This is a genomic window from Eikenella sp. NML070372, from assembly GCF_001648415.1.
In the GTDB taxonomy this organism is placed as follows: Bacteria; Pseudomonadota; Gammaproteobacteria; order Burkholderiales; family Neisseriaceae; genus Eikenella; species Eikenella exigua.
The window spans coordinates 13,417-28,582 of sequence record NZ_LXSN01000008.1 but is presented as its reverse complement, the minus strand read 5'-3'; the positions used below and the strand labels follow the sequence as shown (position 1 = coordinate 28,582).

Sequence of the window (15,166 nt, the reverse complement as noted above, 5' to 3'; positions counted from 1 at the left end):
GTGACCTATATGGGCCTGCCCATATTCTTCGGTTTCTACCTCTACCACAAACTGCGCTACCGCACCCGGGTGATTCCGCTTGAGGAAGTGGATTTGGGCGACGAGGAAGAGGACGAAGACGAATAAGTCCCATCATATAAAAGGCTACCTGAAAATGTAAGCCACCATAAAACCAAATACCCAATAAAAAAGACTGCCCTCAGGCAGTCTTTTTTCATCCACTTATTCTTCGCTCATAAAGCCGCGCAGTTTTTGAATAGCTTTGGCTTCTATCTGGCGGATGCGCTCGGCGGAAACGCCATATTCAGCGGCCAGCTCGTGCAGGGTAAGGCCGCCGCCATCTTGTAACCAGCGGCTTTCCAAGATACAGCGGCTGCGTGCGTCTAGCTGGGCGAGCGCATTTTGCAGGCCTTCGGTCTGCATGGCGTAGCGGGCTTTTTGGGCGATTTGCTGAGTGGGCTCGCTGCGGGTGTCGGCCAACCAGTCGATGGGAGCGTAGCTGTCTTCTTCTCTGTCACTGTTGTCGGGCAGAAGGGCAATGTCTTTGCCGGTCATGCGCTGTTCCATTTCCAGCACTTCGTCCATTTTCACGCCCAAGTCGTCGGCGATGGTTTGCGCTTCTTCGGGCGAGAGGGTATTCATGCTTTTACGCATGCTGCGCAGGTTGAAGAAGAGTTTGCGCTGCGGCTTGGTGGTGGCCACGCGCACCATGCGCCAGTTGCGCAGGATGAATTCGTGGATTTCGGCCTTAATCCAATGTACGGCAAAGGAAAACAGGCGGGCGCCGCGGTTGGGCTCGTAGCGTTTTACGGCTTTCATCAGGCCGATGTTGCCTTCTTGAATCAGGTCGGCTTGGTTGAGGCCGTAGCCATCGTAGCCGCGTGCGATGGATACCACCACGCGCAGATGCGACAAGATCAGTTTCTTGGCGGCTTCCAGGTCGCCTTGCAGCTGGCGTACAGCCAGGCTATGTTCTTCCTCTGCGGTGAGCAGCGGAATGCTGTTTACAGTGTGAATATATTGCTCCAGGCTGCCGTGGCCGCTGGGGATGGGCAATGCAAATGCGTTATTCATTGTCTTTTGACTCCTTTTAGTATTTTCTGCCGCCTTCGACGGTATTTATCTCTTCTGTCTCTTTAAGTTACGGGGATGATTAAACACCCATACTGTGTGATTTTGGTTTACGATAGGTTAAATTTTGTATTTCTTGAATTTTAATTTATTTTCTATATTAACGTAAACAACGGCAACTTCGGGCAAACGGTATCTATTTGCCCTCATATTGCGGCTCGGCACTTGGTTCGCTGCTGTTTTCAGGTAGCCTTTCCTCTGCGGCATCGGGAGCAGGTTTGCGCCGTGGCGGATAGCCGGCCAGCATCAGCAATACGGCCAAACACAACAAGCCACACACCAGGGGCAGCGAGCCGCCTATTTTCATATACGGGGTTTCGCCGCGATAACCTTCGATATTGCCTTCGAGCACGGTGCGGGTGTCTGGCGGGGCGAGTTTCACCACTTGGCCTTGCGGATTGATGATAGCGGTGGCACCGGTGTTGGTGGCACGTACCATGTAGCGGCCGAGCTCAAGGGCACGGGCTTGCGATATTTGCAAATGCTGGTGGATGGCGTTGGAGCGGACAAACCAGCCCAGATTGCTCATATTGGCCAAGAGGCTGGCTTGTTTGGCAGAGGCAATCAGTTCGTCGCCGAAGCCGTCTTCGTAGCACACGTTAAACGCCACGCGCTGGTTGGCTAAAAGCAACGGGGCTTGGGCGCTGCCGCCACGGTCGAACCCGGCCAAAGGCATGTTCATCATGCGGTACAGCGGCTCGGTGATAGCAGGCAGGGGTTTATATTCGCCGAAGGGAACGAGGTGGCTTTTGGCGTAAAACGGGATGTCGTCAGGGCGGTCGGGGTGGTAATTGCTTAAGTTGATCACAGCGTTCAGGTAGCCTGTGCGCTGCTGATTGTATTGGGCAATACCCATGGCGAGCGCGCTGCCGTTGCGCTGGGCTTCGTAGGCAAATTGGTCGAGGACGCCGGGATTATATTCCTGCAAATCCTGCCGCATCACGGGAATGGCGGTTTCGGGCAGGATAGTGATGTCGGCATGGCTGTTGGCTACTTGCTCATAGTAGCTTTGTATAGTTTCACTCAGATAGTCGGCATCCCATTTCAAAGTTTGCGCTATATTACCTTGCACCAACGCCACGGTGGCACTGCTGCCGTCGGGCTCAGTGAAACGCACTTGGCGCAACTGCCAGCCGCCGGCAATAACTCCAATCAGCAGCACAAGCGGTAATGCCCGCCGCTTCCAACCTTGGTTGTGCAGCACCAGCACCAACCATGCGCCGCAAAAGGCACACAGCAAAGTGAGCAAATGCACCCCGCCCACGGGGGCATAACCGGCTAGCGGGGAAAGGTCGGCCACCTGGCTGTAGCCCAGCGCACCCCAGCCGAAGCCGGTAATCGCCCGCTCGCGGGCAAATTCGGCCAGCGTCCACAACACGGGCAATAAGAGGCCGATACGCCAGCCGCGCGGCAAACGGGCTTTTTCCAGCAACCAGAAGCAGGCGGCGGGATAAAGGGCGAGATAGGCGGGCAACAGGATGGTGAGCGGCAGGGCATACAGATTGGGCAGGCCGGATATGTCGTGCAGCGCGGTGTGTATCCAATAGAACTGTACGGCGTAGCCAACCAACCCGAAGCAGTAGGCGCCAAACACGCTGTTTTGCGGCCGCAGCTCGGTGAGCCGAATCAGGGCACCAAACAGCAGCGGCATCAGCCAAAAATGGTAATACGGCGCAAACGCCAGCGGCGTAGCGGCGGCCAGTAGCATCACTAGCGGCCAGTACACATAGCGCCGACTACACCAATCCTCAAATTTCGCAACCCAATTCATGTTTTCAGGTAGCCTTGATAAAGAAGCGGCATTATATAACCAAATCATCGCTGCATGGTGTTTTCAGGTAGCCTTTTCTGGCTGGAGGCTACCTGAGAACGCAATGGCTGAAGATACTGAGTAACGACCTCAACCTGCACAACCTACCAAAATAAACTTGCGCTGCCGCAGCAAGCGGGGTAGGCTTCGCCCGTTTTTAATTTGTTGCATGCAGAACCACCCATGAAACCACATCACCGCCGCGCCGTTTATGCCGGCAGTTTCGATCCCCCCACCAACGGCCACCTGTGGATGATCTGCCAAGCGCAGGCCATGTTTGACGAACTTATCGTAGCCATCGGCACCAATCCCGAAAAGCAGGCCACCTATACACTGGAAGAGCGCAAAGCCATGCTGGTGGACATCACCGCCGAATTTCCCAACGTGTGCGTTACCCAGTTTCATAACCGCTTTCTGGTTGATTTCGCCGATAGTATCCAAGCCGATTTCGTGGTGCGCGGCATCCGCAGCGGCTCAGACTATGAATACGAACGTGCCATGCGCTACATCAACGCCGACCTGCAACCAACCATCACCACCGTTATCCTGATGCCGCCGCGCGAATTTGCCGAAGTATCGTCCACCATGGTTAAAGGCATGGTCGGCCCGCAAAACTGGCAGAAAACCATCCGCCGCTACGTCCCCGATGCTGTGTACCGCAAAATACTGGCCGACCACGGCTGTTCGGCTGAGGATTGATTGTCCGCCATCCGCCTCTCAAGGTAGGCTACCTGAAAACGGTATTACCGGCAGAACAGTCATGCTCTCCTTGCCTCAGTCTTTTCAGATAGCCTTAGCTGCCAAGAAAAATAAAGCACGATGTAATCGTGCTTTATTTTCGTCCGTCAAACCGGTTGGTTTAGCGCTTATTTTTAATACGCAGGTAATTGAGGGCTTTCAGTTCGGCCAGCGCAATTGCCAACGCTGCCTGAGCTTTAGCCATTGACTCATCATCTTTGGCATGTTTCACGCCGGCTTCTGCAGCTTTTCGGGCCTCCTCTGCCCGCGCCTGATCCAGCTCGGCACTACGCACAGCCACGTCAGCCAAAATCATGATTTTGTGCGGCTGCACTTCCAGAATACCGCCGGAGATAGCCACCAAAACCTCTTCTTCCTGCTCCGGCACCTGCAAACGCAGCACACCGGGGCGCACCAAGCTCATAATCGGCTCGTGGCGCGGGTAAATACCGAGCTCGCCGTTTAGGGTCGGCACCACGGCAAAGCTGGATTCACCGGAGTAGATGCTCTCCTCGTTGCTGACCACATCAACCTGCATGATATTCATGCTGCATTCCTCAGTTCAGGGTTTTGGCTTTTTCCACGGCCTCTTCGATGCCGCCCACCATATAGAAGGCCTGCTCCGGCAGATGGTCGTATTCGCCGCTCAGAATAGCTTTGAAGCCGGCCACGGTATCACGCAGCGAAACGTATTTGCCGGGTGAGCCGGTAAACACTTCTGCCACGTGGAAAGGCTGCGACAGGAAACGCTGGATCTTACGGGCACGCATCACAGTCATCTTATCCTCGTCAGATAACTCGTCCATACCCAAAATGGCGATGATGTCGCGCAACTCTTTATATTTCTGCAAGGTAGATTGCACGCCACGAGCCACATCATAATGTTCCTGGCCGAGCACCATTGGATCGAGCTGGCGAGAAGTGGAGTCCAGCGGGTCTACCGCAGGATAGATACCAAGGGAGGCAATATCGCGGCTCAATACTACAGTCGCATCCAAGTGGGCAAACGTAGTGGCGGGAGACGGGTCGGTCAAGTCGTCGGCCGGCACATATACGGCTTGGATAGAGGTAATGGAGCCAGTTTGGGTGGAAGTAATACGCTCCTGCAAACGACCCATTTCTTCAGCCAACGTCGGCTGATAACCCACGGCAGAAGGCATACGGCCAAGCAGGGCGGATACTTCTGTACCGGCCAGGGTATAGCGATAAATATTGTCCACAAAGAACAATACGTCACGACCTTTGCCGTTTTCGTCTTTTTCGTCACGGAAGTATTCAGCCATCGACAAACCAGTTAGAGCAACACGCAGGCGGTTACCAGGCGGCTCGTTCATCTGGCCGTACACCATGGCCACTTTATCCAACACGTTGGAGTCTTTCATTTCGTGGTAGAAGTCATTGCCTTCACGGGTACGCTCGCCCACGCCGGCGAATACGGAGAGACCACTGTGCGCTTTTGCAATGTTATTAATCAGCTCCATCATATTCACGGTTTTGCCCACACCAGCACCACCAAACAGACCTACTTTACCACCTTTGGCAAACGGGCAAAGCAAATCAATCACCTTAATGCCTGTTTCCAACAATTCGGTAGTACTGGAGAGTTCGTCGAACTTAGGTGCAAATTGATGAATAGCACGGGTATGTTCAGAACCGATCGGACCTTGCTCGTCCACAGGGTTACCCAAAACATCCATGATGCGGCCTAGGGTAGCTTTACCCACCGGCACAGTAATCGGTGCACCAGTATTTTGCACGGCCACGCCGCGTTTCAAACCGTCTGTACTACCCATCGCAATGGTGCGGACAACGCCGTCGCCAAGCTGCTGTTGCACTTCTAGCGTCAAATCGGTATCGACCAGTTTGAGTGCATCGTAAACACGTGGAATAGCGGTACGCGGAAACTCCACATCGACTACCGCACCAATAATTTGTACGATTTTGCCTTGGTTCATTTATCTATCCTAAATATTCAAATCTGCCTGCTCTACCCACCTATACTGCAGCGGCACCGGCTACAATTTCCGACAATTCAGTGGTAATCGCTGCCTGACGGGATTTGTTGTAAATCAGGCGTAATTCCTTAATTGCATTACTTGCATTATCCGTAGCGGCCTTCATTGCCACCATGCGGGCAGACTGCTCGGAAGCCATGTTCTCACACAAAGCCTGATACACTACCGATTCTAAATAGCGGCGCACCAAATATTCCAGCACCAAAATTGGCGATGGCTCATAGATATATTCTCGGCCATATTCTTCTGCTTCCGATATTTCGTTCAGCACATTGTGACCGATAGGCAGCAAGGTCTCTAAGTTCGGCTCTTGGCACATAGTATTGATAAATCTAGAATACACCAAGTGCACAATATCCAAGCCACCATCAGCATAACGCTGAAACGCTTCAGTCAGCGAGCCAAGCAACACTTCCATCTTCGGGGTGTCGCCCAAACTTACCGCACTGGCCACTACATTGAGGCCAGCACGATTACAGGCAGCCAACCCTTTGCTACCGAAGCAGATAACTTCCACTGCCACACCCTGCTGCTGGTATTCTTGCACTTGTCCGAAAAACTTCTTTAGCAAGTTGGCATTCAACCCGCCACACAAGCCTTTGTCGGCAGTAATTAGGATGAAGCCGGCACGCCGAATATTTTCCCGACTTTCCAAGATTGGCAACTGCTTATGCTCGGTTTCTACCTGTGCCAAGTGACTCATCACCACGCGCACTTTCTCGGCATAAGGCCGTGCCAAATGCATTCTGTCCTGCGTTTTCCGCATTTTGGAAGTCGACACCATCTGCATGGCTTTGGTAATCTTCTGTGTATTCTGTACACTGCGGATTTTCGTGAGGATTTCTTTCCCTACTGCCATTTCAGACTTTTCCTTTTCTGCGGTTTAGGCCGAGTAATTGCGAGAGGCTTTAAATGTATTGATGGCTTCAGTCAAGACTTGCTCGTTCTCATCACTCATTACGCCTTGCTGATTTATTTGATCCAACACATCGGTGTGCTGTGTGCGCACATAGCCTAAGAAATCAGTCTCAAATACCAATGCCTTGGATACTGGCACATCCTCGTAAAAGCCTTTGTTAATTGCCCACAAGGTCAAAGCCATCTCAGCAATACTCATTGTGCTGAATTGTTTTTGCTTCATCAATTCAGTAACCACTTCACCGTGTTGCAGCTGTTTGCGGGTAGCTTCATCCAAATCAGAAGCAAATTGAGAGAATGCAGCCAATTCGCGATATTGAGCCAAAGCCAAACGGATACCTCCACCCAATTTCTTGATAACCTTAGTTTGAGCGGAGCCACCTACACGCGATACAGAAATACCTGCGTTAATGGCCGGACGAATACCTGAGTTGAACAAATCAGTTTCCAAGAAAATCTGGCCATCAGTAATAGAAATTACGTTAGTTGGCACAAAAGCAGATACGTCACCCGCTTGGGTCTCGATAATTGGCAATGCAGTCAACGACCCGGTTTTGCCTTTTACTTCGCCATTTGTGCGCTTTTCCACCTCATCGGCATTGATACGTGCAGCACGCTCCAACAGGCGGCTATGCAGATAGAATACGTCACCTGGATAAGCTTCGCGACCAGGCGGACGACGCAACAGCAAAGAAATTTGACGATAGGCAACAGCTTGTTTAGACAAATCATCATATACAATCAATGCATCTTCACCACGATCGCGGAAATATTCGCCCATTGTGCAGCCGGAATATGGGGCAATGAATTGCAGGGCAGCTGCTTCGGAAGCAGTTGCTGCCACCACGATGGTATGCTCCATCGCGCCATGCTCCTCCAGTTTGCGTACCACATTGGCAATAGAAGAGGCTTTTTGGCCAATTGCCACATAAATACAGATAACACCAGTACCCTTTTGATTAACAATCGCATCCAACGCAACAGCTGTCTTACCGGTTTGGCGGTCACCGATAATCAATTCGCGCTGACCACGACCAATCGGCACCATGGAATCCACCGATTTCAAACCAGTTTGCATCGGCTGATCCACGGATTGACGCGCAATTACACCCGGAGCGATTTTCTCAATCGGCGCAGTTTCTTTAGTGTTAATTGGGCCTTTGCCGTCAATCGGTTGCCCCAACGCATTCACTACGCGGCCAACTAGCTCACGACCAACCGGTACCTCCAAAATACGGCCGGTACATTTGACTTGATCGCCTTCTTTAATGTGCTCGTACTCGCCCAATACAATCGCACCAACCGAGTCACGCTCCAAGTTCATGGCCAAACCGAAAGTATTGCCGGGGAACTCTAACATCTCACCCTGCATTACATCCGATAATCCGTGCACGCGCACGATACCATCGGTCACAGAAATCACACCCCCATAGGTGTTGGCTTCTTGCTTTACATTCAGGTTCTCAATTTTGGATTTTAATAATTCACTGATTTCAGCAGGATTAAGCTGCATGAAACTCTCCTAATTTATCATGGCCGTATACAGGTTTTTTAACTTCCCTTGCACGGACAAGTCTAAAACTTTATCTCCAACTTCAATTTTGATACCACCAATCAGCTCGGGCACCACTTTTAAGGTAGCCTCCAGCTTGTGGCCAAATTTCTGCTGGCAATCGCTCACCACCTTGGCAAACTGTCCTTCACTCATCGGGAAAGCACTGTAAATTATGGCCTTCTGTATATGGTCTTTTGCCAATACCAGTACTTGGTATTGGTTATAAACTTCCGGCAAAACGAACAACCTACCTCCTTCAGCCAGCACATACAGGAAGTTTTTGAAAACTACATGTTGTGGCGTATGGATACCGTCAAGTAATCCAATCAAAGTATCTGCCTTCTGGTGGGGTGCAATACTGGCATCGTCCAGCAATGTGGCAAGTTTAGGTTGGCCGACAGCCCACGCCAAATCTTTTAGCTTCTCCAGCCAAAGTTCGACTTGACTTTTTTCAGACGCCAATTCAAATAAGGCTTTAGCATACGGCCTGGCAATAGTGGCAAGTTCAGCCATAGTTTTACAACTCCTGCTTCAACATACCCAGCAACTGGGCATGTTTATCGGCATTAATCTCGCTGCACAGAATCTGCTCAGCACCTTTAACTGCCAGTGCCGCCACCTGCTCACGCAGAGCCTCACGTGCCCGATTAACTTCCTGCTCCACATCAGTCTTAGCCTGCGCAGCAACACGAGCAGCCTCGTCAGAAGCCTGTTTTTTAGCATCCTCAACAATTTGAGAAGCCCGCCTCTCTGCGTTAGTGATGATTTCAGCAACTTGATTGCGGCCTTCAGCCATGAGTTCGGCCACACGCTTTTCAGCCTGTTCAAAATCACTTTTCCCGCGCTCGGCAGCTGCCAAGCCCTCGGCAATTTTGCTGGCTCGCTCATCCAAAGCCTTAGCGATGGGTGGCCACACGAACTTCACGGTAAACCACACCAACAAGCAGAAGACAATTATCTGTATGATTAAAGCTGAATTAATATTCACTTTACTCGACCTTCACAGTTAGGGTTAAAACAAACGTCAGAAGTTTGTGTAATCTTAACCTGCAACTGCCGGAGCAAACGGATTCACGAAGGCGAACAGCAAAGCAACGGCTACGCCGATCAGGAATGCTGCGTCAATCAAACCGGCAATCAGGAACAATTTGGTTTGCAGCGGTTCAATCAGTTCAGGCTGGCGGGCAGAAGCCTCCAGATATTTTGAACCCACGAATGCGATACTGGCCGCAGCAGCCACAGCACCGAACGCAACAATCAAGCCGCAAGTGATGGCCAATACACTATTCAAATCCATTTGAAACTCCTTATCTAAAAGTGAAGTTAAACTACTACAAAAAACAACAAACTACTAATGGGAACTATGTGCCTGGCCGATATACACAAAAGCCAAAGCAACGAAAATAAATGCTTGTAACACGATAACCAAAATATGGAACACCGCCCAAACAAATCCAGCCAAAACATGGAAGAATGCCAAAACGGGATCCACCCAAGTAACTGCTTCACCCGGCATTGCCCAAGCACCGCCTAGCATAGCAATCAGCAAAAACACCAATTCACCAGCATACATATTACCGAACAGACGCATACCGTGAGAAATAGTTTTGGACGAAAACTCCACCAGATTCAAAACAAAATTGAACGGAGCCAGCCAAATACCGAACGGCGCAGCGAACAGTTCGTGAATCCAGCCACCCAAGCCTTTAAGCTTGATATTAAACATAAAGCAGGTAAGCAGCACACCAATCGACATACCCAGAGTAATATTCAAATCCGCAGTCGGCACCACGCGCAGCAAGGCGTGGTGATTACCAGTTACACGCTGCCAAATCCACGGCAACAAATCCACCGGCAAAAAGTCCATGCTATTCATCAACACAATCCAAACAAACAGCGCCAAACCCAGCGGCGCCACTGTTTTACGCGATTGCTCGTTGTGAATCATACCTTTGCACAAATTATCGATAAACTCGAACAAGATTTCTACGGCAGCCTGAAAACGCCCCGGCACACCTGGCGTAGCCTTGCGAGCAGCATACCACATCACCAGCGAACCGAGAATCGCCAAAAAGGCCGCAATAAAAAGGGAATCCAAGTTTATAAATGAGAAGTCGGCAATATTTTGCAGACCCTGTCCTTTGCCCACATCCGACAAACTGGTCAAGCTTTGCAAATGGTGCTTGATGTAGTCGGCTGCACTCATGCTTTCACCGGCCATACTTCTTAACCTTCAAAAATATCAATAACACCGCATGACTCACCGCACCCAGCCCGACAATAAACGGAACGAACACGATGTGTTGGCGATAAAAAACGAACACCAGCGTCATCAACACGAGCGCCAGTACTATTTTTAAACTTTCTCCCAGCCAAAATGCGCTGCCGCGCCATTTCGGAAACTTCAGAAAAAACCTTAAAACCAGTACTGCCAAGATAGTGGGCAAGGCGTAACACAAACAACCCAGTGCTGCCGACTTAGCTGCAACCGCACCAGAAAACACCCAAAAAACAGCAACAAGTATCGCCGTGATTACCAATTGGAGATAAATTGTTGCCGCCATACATCCATCTTCATACACTAAATGTTAGCTTTTTAAATATAAGCAAAAACGCCAACAAAGTCAAGAAAAGTGTTAATTCTTGTCAAACAATATCAATATTCAAAGCATTAAAGGCTACCTGAAAACTATACATGCATAACTTCCAATCACCTAAAACCGCAGGCAAACCTTTGCTCAACCAGGCAACTTCACATCCAACTGCTGCATCAGTCTTGCAAAAGTTTCCGGGCTGTCGAAATGCAACACCACCTTACCGCGTTTGTAGTTGGCAGTTTGCACTTCCGCGCGCACACCCAATTTTTCCGTAAGCGCCTCGTTCAGGTAGCATATATCCGGGCTGACGGTTTTCGATTTTTTCTCCTGTGGCGCCTGTTGTGCCAGCTGGCTGCGCCGCTCCACCTCACGCACCGACCAACCATTTTTCACCGCCTTCTGTGCCAAGGAAAGCTGCTCCATCACCGGCAGCGACAACAAGGCCCGCGCGTGCCCCATTTCCAGCCGGCGTAAAAACAGCATTTCCTGCACCGGCTCGGGCAAAGCCAACAGGCGCAGGCTGTTCGATACTGCACTGCGGCTGCGCCCTACTGCCTTGGCCACGGTCTCGTGCGTGAGACCGAATTCGTCCACCAAACGCTTCAAACCCTGCGCTTCTTCAATCGGATTAAGATTTTCACGCTGGATGTTTTCAATCAAGCCCATCGCCAGCGCCGCTTCGTCGCCGATGCTCTTAATCACCACCGGAATTTCGGTCAAACCCGCCAGCTGGCTGGCGCGCCAGCGACGCTCGCCGGCAATCAGCTCGTATTGCGACAGGCCGTGCTCGCGTACGATAACCGGCTGGATAACGCCCTGTGCCTTAATCGAATCGGCCAACTCCTGCAAGCTTTCGTCGTCCATTTGCGAACGAGGCTGATAGCGCCCCGGCTTGATGTCGCGCACCGGCACGCTGGTCAGCCTGTCGCCGCTGCTGTCGCCCACCGCACCGGCCAACAAAGAATCCAAGCCCCGGCCGCCGAGGCCGCTTTTCGGTTTTGCCATTTATCTGCTTCCTAATCCATTTATTTTTTCAGGTAGCCTCTAAGGTAAGGAAGAAGGCTACCTGAAAACTGTCAATTTGTGCATTTTAGCACAGCGCTCATACCGCTAAAAATCGCCCCACAAGGCCTGCATCGCCGCCAACGCCGCCAGCGCCGCCGTTTCCGTGCGCAATACCCGTGCACCGAGTTGCACCGCCTGAAACCCTTGCGAGCGTGCCAAATCCTCTTCTTCCGCCGTCAGCCCGCCTTCCGGCCCAATCAGCAAAACCGCGCTTTGCGCCGGAGGCAGACTGCGCAGTGACACACCATCGTGCGGGCTCAGCAGCAGCCGCACCCCCGAATCGGCCGGCAGTACAGCCAGCACCTGCGGCAAATCGGCAATCGGCACCACAGGCGGCACCTCATTGCGCCCGCATTGCTCACAGGCCGAGATAGCGATTTCCTGCCAGTGCCGCACCTTTTTCTCCGACCGCTCGCCCGAAAGCCGCACATTCGAGCGCGTGGAAACCGCCGGCACGATACGTTTCACCCCCAATTCCGTGCCCTTCTGTACCGCAAAATCCATCTTTTCCGAAGCCGATACCGCCTGAATCAACGTAACCGCCAGCGGCGATTCACGCGATTCCAAGAGCAACTTATCCACCCGCACCAGCGCCTGTTTGCGCCCAATTTCCAGCAATTCTGCCGCCGCCGCCTGCCCCTGCCCGTCAAACAACACCAGCGGTGCACCCGCCTGCAAGCGCAGCACTTGGATATGCCGGCACACATTTTCAGGTAGCCTCAGCACCTCGCCGGCAACAAAAGTTTGCGGAACATAAAAACGCGGCATCTATTGTTTACCCCGAAAAATGGTTAATATTCCGTTTCTATCAGAAAAGCATCGGGAAGGAAAGATTTTGCTCAACCGTTTAGCAGAACTGGTTCGCGAAGTGGCACAAACCGCCGTGATGCCGCGTTTTCTCAACGCCGCCGTCAGCACCAAAAGCGACGGTACCCGCCTCACCGAAGCCGACCTGCACGCCCAAGCCCTATTTGCCCAGAAGCTGCCGCAAATCATCGACTGCCCGATGCTGGGCGAAGAAATGAGCGCCGACGAACAACACGCTATGTGGCAGCACGCCGCAACCGGGCTGTGGGTGGTCGACCCTATCGACGGCACCAACAACTTCATCAACGGCCTGCCGCACTTCGCCCTCTCCGTGGCCTACATCCGCCACGGCCGCGCCCAACTGGGCGCTATTTTCCACCCCATGATGCAGGAAATGTTCACTGCCGAACGCGGTCACGGCGCACACCTCAACGGCCGTCCCCTGCCCCTGCGCCTCACGCCGAAAAAACTCAACGAATCCATTGCCGGTGTGGAAGTGAAATACCTGCGCTCCGGCAAGCTCGCCAGCCGCATGCAAACCCTCCACCCCTTCGGCTCACAGCGCAGCATGGGCGCCAGCACGCTCGACTGGTGCTACCTCGCCGCCGGCCGCTACGACCTCTACCTACATGGCGGTCAAAAACTGTGGGACTATGCCGCCGGCACCCTGATTTACGAAGAAGCCGGCGGCCGCCTGGCTACGCTGGAAGGCGACGACTTTTGGAGTGGCGAACACGTTTTCAAACGCTCCGTTATCGCCGGCCTGCAACCCGACCTGTTCGACCGCTGGCTGGCTTGGATCCGGGCGAATCAGTAGGCAGAAAGGCTGCCTGGAAACGAACTCAGTAAGTTTCTGCGAAGCTAAAGTTTTAGAGAGCCTCTGATAAGCGCAAGACTGCCTGAACAATATTCGCTACAAAAAAAGCTATCTGAAACCGCCCACACACTTTCAGGTAGCCTTCCCCCCCACAAAAAAGCTGCCCGCCAAGGCAGCTTTTTCCATTCTCATTACACCAGCTTAGCGGCGGCGTTGCGGGCGGTTACCGCGAACCGGAGCGGCTTGGCGGGTTACCCTGCAGTTTTCCAGCACGGCCACGGGATTTACCGGATTACCGGCGTCATCCACGCTCTGCGCCTGCAGCAAGGCGATGGCATTGGTGCGGGTCACGGTAGCAGGGGTGGCTTTGCCAGTTACCCAAATCACGCCATTGCTGTAGTAGCTGTTTTGCTGTTGACCATTGCTGTCGTTGAGCACGCGCCACAGGCCGGGGGAAACTTTATCGTTGATTTTCAGTTGAGTTACCACCAAGGTATCGCTCTTGATGCCATACATGGCGCTCACTTTTTGCTGCTGGCCGTTACCGGCTTGGCAGGTGTAGTGCACTTCTACGGTTTTATCGATGCTGTCCACCTGGGCCACTTGGATTTTGCCGATAGCGGCGGTGGTTTCATCACCCTGCTGTGCCTGTTGCTGGGTTTGCGGCTGCACCGGTTTTTCCGGCGATTTGCTACTGGAGCAGGCGCTCAGTGCCAATACGGCGATGGCGGCGGGGATGACTAATTTGCTGTTCATGGGTAACTCCTTAATCGGTTGAAAAACATGCCACGGCAAGGGCTCGGGCAGGCACAAACAGGCGACATTGTAACAAAAGCCCGCCCTGCCCGCCTGCCTGTTCGTGTTAACAAACATTAAATCATGTAGAGACAATAGCTTAACCAAACTTCTTGGGCTGTTTGGAGGCTACCTGAAAAATCTGCTGCGTGTCTAAATCCAGCGCAGTGAGCTGGCCGCCCCACAGCGCGCCGGTATCGATGCCGCACACCTGCTCGCCGCGATACAGGCCGAGTGCCGACCAATGGCCAAATACGGTTTGATAGCCAAGGGTTTGCCGGTTGGGCGCGCGGAACCAGGGCATGAAGTCAGATGGCATTTCGGGCAGGGTGGCTTTGTAGTCGAAATCCATGCGGCCGTCGCGGTGCAGGGCGCGCATGCGGGTGAACACATTGGTGGCAAAGCGCAGGCGTTCGGTTTCGTTATCGGCGCAGTCGCTATCGGGCTTGTTGCCATACATGTGGGCAAAAAACCAATCGGGGCGGCTTTGCAGGGCGGAGGCCACTTCGGCGGCACGCTGCTGTGCAGTTTCGGCCGTCCATTGCGGCCAAATGCCGGCGTGCACGATCAGGTTATTGCCGTGTTGCAGCATCAGGGGCTGGTGCAGCAGCCAATCGAGCAGCAATTGGCGATCGGGGGCGGCGAGAATGTCGCCCACAGTATCGCTACGCTTGAGTTTGCCGTGACCGTGAGCGATGGCCAAGAGATGGAGGTCGTGATTGCCGAGCACGGTTCGGATGCTGTTTTCGTGCTGTTTGATGTAGCACAGGCAGTCGAGGGATTGGGGGCCGCGGTTGACGATGTCGCCCACCAGCCAAAGGGTGTCACGGCCGTGGTTGAAGCCGATGTGTGCCAGCAGGGTTTGAAATTCGGCGAAACAGCCTTGCAGGTCGCCGATTGCGTAGTGTGCCATAGTGA

At 52.7% G+C, this 15,166-nt stretch carries 17 protein-coding genes; 2 read left to right on the top strand and 15 right to left on the bottom strand.

The features are described from left to right. Nucleotides 1–222: 222 nt before the first annotated feature. Entirely contained in the window at nucleotides 223–1,074 is an 852-nt protein-coding gene (gene rpoH / locus A7P97_RS08800; RefSeq protein WP_067529297.1) for an RNA polymerase sigma factor RpoH, read from the bottom strand. A 193-nt stretch (nucleotides 1,075–1,267) separates the two neighbouring features. After that, nucleotides 1,268–2,902, bottom strand: a complete 1,635-nt coding sequence (gene lnt / locus A7P97_RS08795) for an apolipoprotein N-acyltransferase (RefSeq protein ID WP_067529295.1) — start codon at nucleotides 2,900–2,902, stop codon at nucleotides 1,268–1,270. 222 nt (nucleotides 2,903–3,124) lie between these two features. On the opposite strand from lnt, the gene coaD reads away from it, so the two are divergent. Beyond that, entirely contained in the window at nucleotides 3,125–3,640 is a 516-nt protein-coding gene (coaD, locus tag A7P97_RS08790; RefSeq protein ID WP_067529294.1) for a pantetheine-phosphate adenylyltransferase, read from the top strand. A 160-nt stretch (nucleotides 3,641–3,800) separates the two neighbouring features. Here coaD and A7P97_RS08785 read toward each other — a convergent pair whose 3' ends face one another. The 11 genes from A7P97_RS08785 to A7P97_RS08735 form a co-directional block, all read right to left on the bottom strand. Then, nucleotides 3,801–4,226, bottom strand: a complete 426-nt coding sequence (locus tag A7P97_RS08785; RefSeq protein ID WP_067529292.1) for a F0F1 ATP synthase subunit epsilon — start codon at nucleotides 4,224–4,226, stop codon at nucleotides 3,801–3,803. Nucleotides 4,227–4,236: 10 nt separating this feature from the next. Further along, the gene (gene atpD / locus A7P97_RS08780; RefSeq protein WP_067441805.1) at nucleotides 4,237–5,634 is read right to left on the bottom strand and encodes a F0F1 ATP synthase subunit beta; all 1,398 of its coding nucleotides are present in this window, start codon (nucleotides 5,632–5,634) and stop codon (nucleotides 4,237–4,239) included. Nucleotides 5,635–5,674: 40 nt separating this feature from the next. Further along, nucleotides 5,675–6,553, bottom strand: a complete 879-nt coding sequence (gene atpG / locus A7P97_RS08775; protein WP_067529290.1) for a F0F1 ATP synthase subunit gamma — start codon at nucleotides 6,551–6,553, stop codon at nucleotides 5,675–5,677. A gap of 24 nt (nucleotides 6,554–6,577) precedes the next feature. Next, nucleotides 6,578–8,125: a F0F1 ATP synthase subunit alpha gene (atpA, locus tag A7P97_RS08770; RefSeq protein ID WP_067529287.1), complete on the bottom strand. Its 1,548-nt coding sequence runs from the start codon at nucleotides 8,123–8,125 to the stop codon at nucleotides 6,578–6,580. 9 nt (nucleotides 8,126–8,134) lie between these two features. Further along, a complete protein-coding gene (locus tag A7P97_RS08765) occupies nucleotides 8,135–8,680 on the bottom strand; it encodes a F0F1 ATP synthase subunit delta (protein WP_067529284.1) in 546 nt (181 codons plus the stop codon). A gap of 4 nt (nucleotides 8,681–8,684) precedes the next feature. Continuing rightward, complete coding sequence (locus A7P97_RS08760) at nucleotides 8,685–9,155, bottom strand: F0F1 ATP synthase subunit B (RefSeq protein WP_067441792.1); 471 nt, start codon at nucleotides 9,153–9,155, stop codon at nucleotides 8,685–8,687. 54 nt (nucleotides 9,156–9,209) lie between these two features. Then, nucleotides 9,210–9,464 (bottom strand): F0F1 ATP synthase subunit C, encoded by a 255-nt coding sequence (gene atpE / locus A7P97_RS08755; RefSeq protein ID WP_067441789.1) that lies wholly within the window; start codon nucleotides 9,462–9,464, stop codon nucleotides 9,210–9,212. Between the two features lie 54 nt (nucleotides 9,465–9,518). After that, complete coding sequence (atpB, locus tag A7P97_RS08750; RefSeq protein WP_067529282.1) at nucleotides 9,519–10,388, bottom strand: F0F1 ATP synthase subunit A; 870 nt, start codon at nucleotides 10,386–10,388, stop codon at nucleotides 9,519–9,521. Further along, on the bottom strand, nucleotides 10,378–10,731 hold the full coding sequence (locus A7P97_RS08745) for an ATP synthase subunit I (protein ID WP_067529280.1): 354 nt from the start codon (nucleotides 10,729–10,731) through the stop codon (nucleotides 10,378–10,380). Before A7P97_RS08745 ends, atpB begins: the two co-directional genes overlap by 11 nt. Nucleotides 10,732–10,905: 174 nt before the next feature. Then, entirely contained in the window at nucleotides 10,906–11,769 is an 864-nt protein-coding gene (locus tag A7P97_RS08740) for a ParB/RepB/Spo0J family partition protein (RefSeq protein ID WP_067596350.1), read from the bottom strand. A gap of 105 nt (nucleotides 11,770–11,874) precedes the next feature. Further along, on the bottom strand, nucleotides 11,875–12,597 hold the full coding sequence (locus A7P97_RS08735) for a 16S rRNA (uracil(1498)-N(3))-methyltransferase (RefSeq protein WP_067529276.1): 723 nt from the start codon (nucleotides 12,595–12,597) through the stop codon (nucleotides 11,875–11,877). A gap of 67 nt (nucleotides 12,598–12,664) precedes the next feature. Between A7P97_RS08735 and A7P97_RS08730 the strand changes: the two genes are divergently transcribed. Next, on the top strand, nucleotides 12,665–13,453 hold the full coding sequence (locus A7P97_RS08730) for an inositol monophosphatase family protein (RefSeq protein WP_067449001.1): 789 nt from the start codon (nucleotides 12,665–12,667) through the stop codon (nucleotides 13,451–13,453). Between the two features lie 201 nt (nucleotides 13,454–13,654). On the opposite strand, the gene A7P97_RS08725 is transcribed toward A7P97_RS08730, so the two are convergent. Continuing rightward, nucleotides 13,655–14,209 carry a hypothetical protein gene (locus A7P97_RS08725; RefSeq protein WP_067529274.1) on the bottom strand — a complete coding sequence of 185 codons (555 nt, stop codon included), beginning with the start codon at nucleotides 14,207–14,209 and terminating at the stop codon, nucleotides 13,655–13,657. Between the two features lie 139 nt (nucleotides 14,210–14,348). Next, nucleotides 14,349–15,161, bottom strand: coding sequence for a symmetrical bis(5'-nucleosyl)-tetraphosphatase (locus A7P97_RS08720; RefSeq protein WP_067529272.1), 813 nt, complete (start codon nucleotides 15,159–15,161; stop codon nucleotides 14,349–14,351). Between the last annotated feature and the right edge of the window lie 5 nt (nucleotides 15,162–15,166).

Coding starts and splice junctions, on each gene's coding strand:
- rpoH (WP_067529297.1), bottom strand. CDS start 1,074: ATGAATAACGCATTTGCATTGCCCATCCCCAGCGGCCACGGCAGCCTG.
- A7P97_RS08785 (WP_067529292.1), bottom strand. CDS start 4,226: ATGAATATCATGCAGGTTGATGTGGTCAGCAACGAGGAGAGCATCTAC.
- lnt (WP_067529295.1), bottom strand. CDS start 2,902: ATGAATTGGGTTGCGAAATTTGAGGATTGGTGTAGTCGGCGCTATGTG.
- A7P97_RS08735 (WP_067529276.1), bottom strand. CDS start 12,597: ATGCCGCGTTTTTATGTTCCGCAAACTTTTGTTGCCGGCGAGGTGCTG.
- A7P97_RS08745 (WP_067529280.1), bottom strand. CDS start 10,731: ATGGCGGCAACAATTTATCTCCAATTGGTAATCACGGCGATACTTGTT.
- atpB (WP_067529282.1), bottom strand. CDS start 10,388: ATGGCCGGTGAAAGCATGAGTGCAGCCGACTACATCAAGCACCATTTG.
- A7P97_RS08725 (WP_067529274.1), bottom strand. CDS start 14,209: ATGAACAGCAAATTAGTCATCCCCGCCGCCATCGCCGTATTGGCACTG.
- A7P97_RS08720 (WP_067529272.1), bottom strand. CDS start 15,161: ATGGCACACTACGCAATCGGCGACCTGCAAGGCTGTTTCGCCGAATTT.
- atpD (WP_067441805.1), bottom strand. CDS start 5,634: ATGAACCAAGGCAAAATCGTACAAATTATTGGTGCGGTAGTCGATGTG.
- coaD (WP_067529294.1), top strand. CDS start 3,125: ATGAAACCACATCACCGCCGCGCCGTTTATGCCGGCAGTTTCGATCCC.
- atpG (WP_067529290.1), bottom strand. CDS start 6,553: ATGGCAGTAGGGAAAGAAATCCTCACGAAAATCCGCAGTGTACAGAAT.
- atpE (WP_067441789.1), bottom strand. CDS start 9,464: ATGGATTTGAATAGTGTATTGGCCATCACTTGCGGCTTGATTGTTGCG.
- A7P97_RS08765 (WP_067529284.1), bottom strand. CDS start 8,680: ATGGCTGAACTTGCCACTATTGCCAGGCCGTATGCTAAAGCCTTATTT.
- atpA (WP_067529287.1), bottom strand. CDS start 8,125: ATGCAGCTTAATCCTGCTGAAATCAGTGAATTATTAAAATCCAAAATT.
- A7P97_RS08740 (WP_067596350.1), bottom strand. CDS start 11,769: ATGGCAAAACCGAAAAGCGGCCTCGGCGGCCGGGGCTTGGATTCTTTG.